This is a genomic window from Armatimonadota bacterium (assembly GCA_036504095.1).
Classification (GTDB): Bacteria; Armatimonadota; DTGP01; order JAKQQT01; family JAKQQT01; genus DASXUL01.
Map to the genome: position 1 here is coordinate 1 of DASXVS010000052.1, position 4,578 is coordinate 4,578.

Here is a 4,578-nt window from a genome sequence, read left to right on the forward strand (position 1 = left end):
TCGTCGGGTCGTGGCTGTGGCTCTGGCTTCCTTCAGACCCCACCTCGCGGTGACGCCCTTGCCGTCGCTTAACGGTTCCGATTCCCTTTACCGTAGAGGACTTTCACCTCCGAGAACGGGCGCATGCCCGGCGTACATGAAGAAGGGGCACAGAGGACACTCCTCTGTGCCCCAATCTTCCTGCGCTCGTGTGATCACAGCACTGAAATGTCGTCGATCCATTTCTCGCTGCCGGATTCCGTGATCCACCAGCCGCCCTGCGCTTTCTCGAGCGTGTAATTCAGCCTGATGACGTGCTTCTCGCCATCCGCGTCTCGGAAGGTATGTTTCGCCTCCAGGTGTACCTCGTCCGAGGATATCTTCTCGACGTTTGTCCATTCGAATCCAACGGTCTCGACCCGGTTTAGCGCATCCTTGGTAACGTCGCGGAAGTCGTCCGGCTCAAGGCTGTACTTGTACGTGCCCTTCTGGTAGATGCGAACCGGGATCGCCTGGTTGATGTGCTGCAGCAAACGCCCGCCATCGGCATCCAGCCACGCTGAGCGGATATCGTCCATCGTGTCCCGCATGGACGATTGGGTGGGCGAGCTGTAGATGTCGTAGTCGTCATCGACCACATCGTGCAGGTACACGCGCTTCTCGATAACGATCACTCTCTCCGGATAGATGTACAGAGGAGCGAGGTTGCCATAACACCAGAACGGCGAGTAGTAATATCCGCTGACGTACGGGCCGCAGTAGTAGTACGGATAGTAGAACCTGGCACCGAAGAAGAAGCCGGTGTTGTAGCAGTACCACGGGTCATACCACCCGAGGTCCACGGTGTAGAAATGCCGGCCGCCATACCGGGCGCCACCGTCGTTCCATCGGTTGTGATCAATGGGCGGCGGGCGGTAGCCGCGGTCCACCGGCACGTTGTGAACAGTGCCGCTCTCGCGGGGACGCCACGACGGGCCGGATCCGCCCGGTGCGGAGTCTCTGCCCATGTTGGAGCCCCTGGCGGTCGGGCCGGACGGCATCGAATTTCCGGCGCCGTTCCCGGCGCCTGCCCGAGACGGCGGGCGCCATGCCAGCGGAGAGGACGAGGCGCCGGATGTCAGCGGACCATTACGGGCGCCTCCAAGGCGCACGCCGCCGGCCGGTTTGCGATCGGTTGGCGCACTCGGTTGGCGCGTAATCGTTCCGGGGCCTGCCGTGCCGGTTCCTCGGCTCCCACGATAGCCCGGCAAATCCGCGCCACCCGGGTTCACCGGCAAACTCCGGGGGCTTTCGCGCCGTACACTGCCACTATCTGGTAGGCGTGCGCCCGTCCCGCGACTGCCTCGATAACCCGGCAAATCAGAGCCACCCGGGTTCACAGGCAAACTGCGAGGGCTTTCCCGCCGCACACTGCCGCTGTCAGGCTGGCGATCCTGGTTGTTAGGGCGGGACGAAAGGCCGGTGTCGACAGGCAGATTACGCATCCCGCCGGGACTGCGATCCGGCTGCGAATTGCGAAAGATCGGAGCGTTGTCAACCGGGGTCGTTCGCGTCGGTGAAGGGAACGTGGGCGATTCACGGGGCGAGGGGTTCCACTGTGGTTGTGGCGATGGCTGGAAGCGTGGTGTATCCCGCTGTACCGGCGCCGGCGATGGAGCGCGGTAAACCGGCGCCTCCACCCGCGGCGCAGGCCGGCTTTCCGGGCGCGACTCCGGTCGAGAAACCGGGCGCGAATCGTCTCGTTTGTCATCGCCGGGCCGTGATCTCTGAGCCAGAGACGGACCGGCACAGATCAGCATTGTTCCGGCTACCAGCAAACCGGAAGCCATCAACCCATTCGCTGTATAGTGTTTCATTGCAGGCGCCTCCTTCTGTGGTGACGGGTGTTCGGCATGGCGTGCCGGTTCAAACTCTGGAACCGGCACCCCTTGCCCGTCATCCGGCACCTATTTCGCGTACTCTACCGCGCGAGTCTCGCGAATGACCGTCACCCTGATTTGACCAGGGTACTGCATCTGTTCTTCAATGCGTTTTGATACTTCTCGGGCTAGGGCGTGGGCTCGGTCGTCGTCTACTATGCTTGGGCGGACCATTACTCGCACTTCGCGCCCTGCTTGAACTGCATACGCCTTCTCGACTCCTTCAAATGAATCCGCAATGGCCTCCAATTGAGTTAGACGTTTGATGTATGCCTCCAGGTTTTCGCGGCGGGCCCCCGGCCTTGCCGCGCTGAGCCCGTCTGCCACCTTTACCAGCGTGGCTTCCACGGTTTCGGCTTCGATATCGTCGTGATGTGCGCCGATGGCGTGGATCACCTCTTCCGGTTCTCCGTATCGCCGGGCCAGGTCCATGCTGATGTGATGGTGAGCCCCTTCCATCTCAAAGTCCACCGCCTTGCCCAGGTCATGCAGCAAAGCCGCTCGCTTCGTCAACCACACGTTCGCCCCAAGTTCCGCGGCCATCGCCCCGGCAAGGTGGGCCATTTCGACGCTGTGGTCCAGCACGTTCTGGCCATAACTGGTGCGATACCTCAGTTTTCCGAGTATCCGAACCACCTCGGGGTGGAGCCCGGTTACGCCGCTCTCCATGACAGCGGCCTCGCCGGCCTCGCGGATCTTGGTATCCACCTCGACCCGCGCCCGCTCGATTGTCTCTTCGATGCGGCCCGGATGGATCCGGCCGTCCGCAACCAGCGTGTTAAGCGCGATGCGGGCAACCTCCCGCCGGACCGGGTCAAAAGCCGAAAGCACGACTGCTTCGGGCGTATCGTCAATTATCAGGTCCACGCCGGTCATCGTTTCGAAGGCCCGGATGTTCCGGCCTTCGCGTCCGATGATTCGGCCCTTCATGTCATCACTTGGGAGCGCAACCGATGTGACGGTTGTCTCCGAGACCGTGTCTACCGCGCACCGCTGTATAGCGAGAGTAACGATTTTGCGGGCGATGCGCCCTGCGTCGGCCTTGGCGCGCTCTTCGGTATCCTTGATGAGCTTCGCTGCGTCGCGCTGAACGTCGTTATCGATGCTCTTGAGAAGCTGGACCTTCGCCTCGTCGGCGCTGAGCCCAGCCACGTTCTCCAGTGCTTTCGTCCGCTCTTTATGTTCGCGGGCGGCCCGCTCGAGGGCTTCTACGAGTTGCCTGTCTTTCACCGCCAGTTCGCTTTCGCGATGTTCGAGCCCATCGATTCGGCGATCCAGCGTTTCTTCTCTTTGAGTTAATCTTCGCTCCAGCCTCTGTAATTCCGCGCGCTTCTCGCGGTCTTCCTCTTCCAACTGCTGCTTCAGATGCAGCGCGTCTTCCCTGGCCTCCAGGAGGAGGGTTTTGCGCTGCGCTTCAATTTCCTTTGTAACGAGTTCCCGTTGTCTCTGCAGGTCCTCGCGATCACGTTTTCTCTGCATCTCGAGGCGCCTGGCCTCAAAGATGGCATAAATCAATACGAACACGGCCACCATAAGGGCCGCTACATTTTGCCACATGACGATTTTACCTCCACCGTTCATCCGCGTGGTGATAGCGTTACCACGCGGCGGGTGAGGTTGGATGCGAAGGGATAGACCGGCCGCTCTCGGGCGGTCAGTCAGCGTGTTTGGGCGTTAGAACAACACCCAAAACGTCATTTATAGTATCCCACGCAAACCCTCGCCTTTGCAAGAATGCTCCCAGTTTGCGGCGGGCGTCTTGCGGCTCCATATTCACGTATCTGGCGGCCCGTGCGCCTGCCGCTTCCAGCGCGGCGGCACGCTCGGTGTCATCGTCCATGCCGGCGACAGCCGTTTCGACCGTTTCGGCGTCCAAACCCTTCCTTCGAAGCTCCCATGCCAGCGCCCGCCGGCCCGCGGGCCGTTCGGCTTGCCGGTCGCTGATGAACTTCCTGGCAAAATCCTGATCATCGAGATAGTTCAGAGCGTATAACCTAGACACAACCTCGTCCACAATATCGGTTTCGTAGCCCGCCAGAGCCAGACGATCGCGGATTTCCTTCTCGGAGCGCGCCCGGTACGACAGGAGGTTGAAGGCGCGATCCTTCGCCTTGTTGAGGGACTCCTGGCGGACGATGTCGTTGAGGTGCTCCTCGTCGATGCGCTGGCCGACGCTGAGGCCCAGGGAAACCACGACCGCGGCGTTGACGCCCATCGCGAACTCGCCATCGAGGTAGAGGTTCATGCGATCCCTCTTCCTCTGCTGCGGTTCGATGGCGGATATGGTGCGTTCCTGTGCCATTTGGGTGCTCTTTCTATTTCATTTGTATCGTACCCCATCTTGCAGGCGGGCGTCTCCATAGCGGGGGGAAGAGGATTCGGGGGATCCCCCAACCTACCACTGAGGACGCGGAGAGCACAGAGGTGCACGGAGGAGATTTTAGTGGTGAGTGAAGAATGCAGAAGGCAGAAGGCAGAGGGCCGGATGGAGCGCGGGCGCCTCGCCCGCATCCGGGCCGGAGCCCCCCTAGCCTCCAATATTGTCTGATGACAATAGATGGTGGACAGTTTCTGACAAGACATCCTTTACACTTCGCTCGGGAGGTGTGGGATGCCATTTCAGGAGCAATCGCTTATGCAGTCACGGAAACGATTGGCGAGCCTGGTGCTGGAGGGTGGC

Annotated in this window: 3 protein-coding genes; all 3 read right to left on the reverse strand. The window is 61.1% G+C overall.

Annotated elements, in window-relative coordinates; genetic code table 11:
- Positions 1-194: 194 nt before the first annotated feature.
- Positions 195-986 carry a hypothetical protein gene (locus tag VGM51_12995; GenBank protein HEY3413950.1) on the reverse strand — a complete coding sequence of 264 codons (792 nt, stop codon included), beginning with the start codon at positions 984-986 and terminating at the stop codon, positions 195-197.
- 939 nt (positions 987-1,925) lie between these two features.
- A complete protein-coding gene (gene rny, locus VGM51_13000; GenBank protein ID HEY3413951.1) occupies positions 1,926-3,455 on the reverse strand; it encodes a ribonuclease Y in 1,530 nt (509 codons plus the stop codon).
- 97 nt (positions 3,456-3,552) lie between these two features.
- Entirely contained in the window at positions 3,553-4,200 is a 648-nt protein-coding gene (locus tag VGM51_13005; GenBank protein HEY3413952.1) for a RecX family transcriptional regulator, read from the reverse strand.
- Between the last annotated feature and the right edge of the window lie 378 nt (positions 4,201-4,578).

Excerpts from the sequence above, each read along its gene's own strand:
- VGM51_12995 (HEY3413950.1), bottom strand. The coding sequence starts at position 986 with ATGGGCAGAGACTCCGCACCGGGCGGATCCGGCCCGTCGTGGCGTCCC.
- rny (HEY3413951.1), bottom strand. The coding sequence starts at position 3,455 with ATGTGGCAAAATGTAGCGGCCCTTATGGTGGCCGTGTTCGTATTGATT.
- VGM51_13005 (HEY3413952.1), bottom strand. The coding sequence starts at position 4,200 with ATGGCACAGGAACGCACCATATCCGCCATCGAACCGCAGCAGAGGAAG.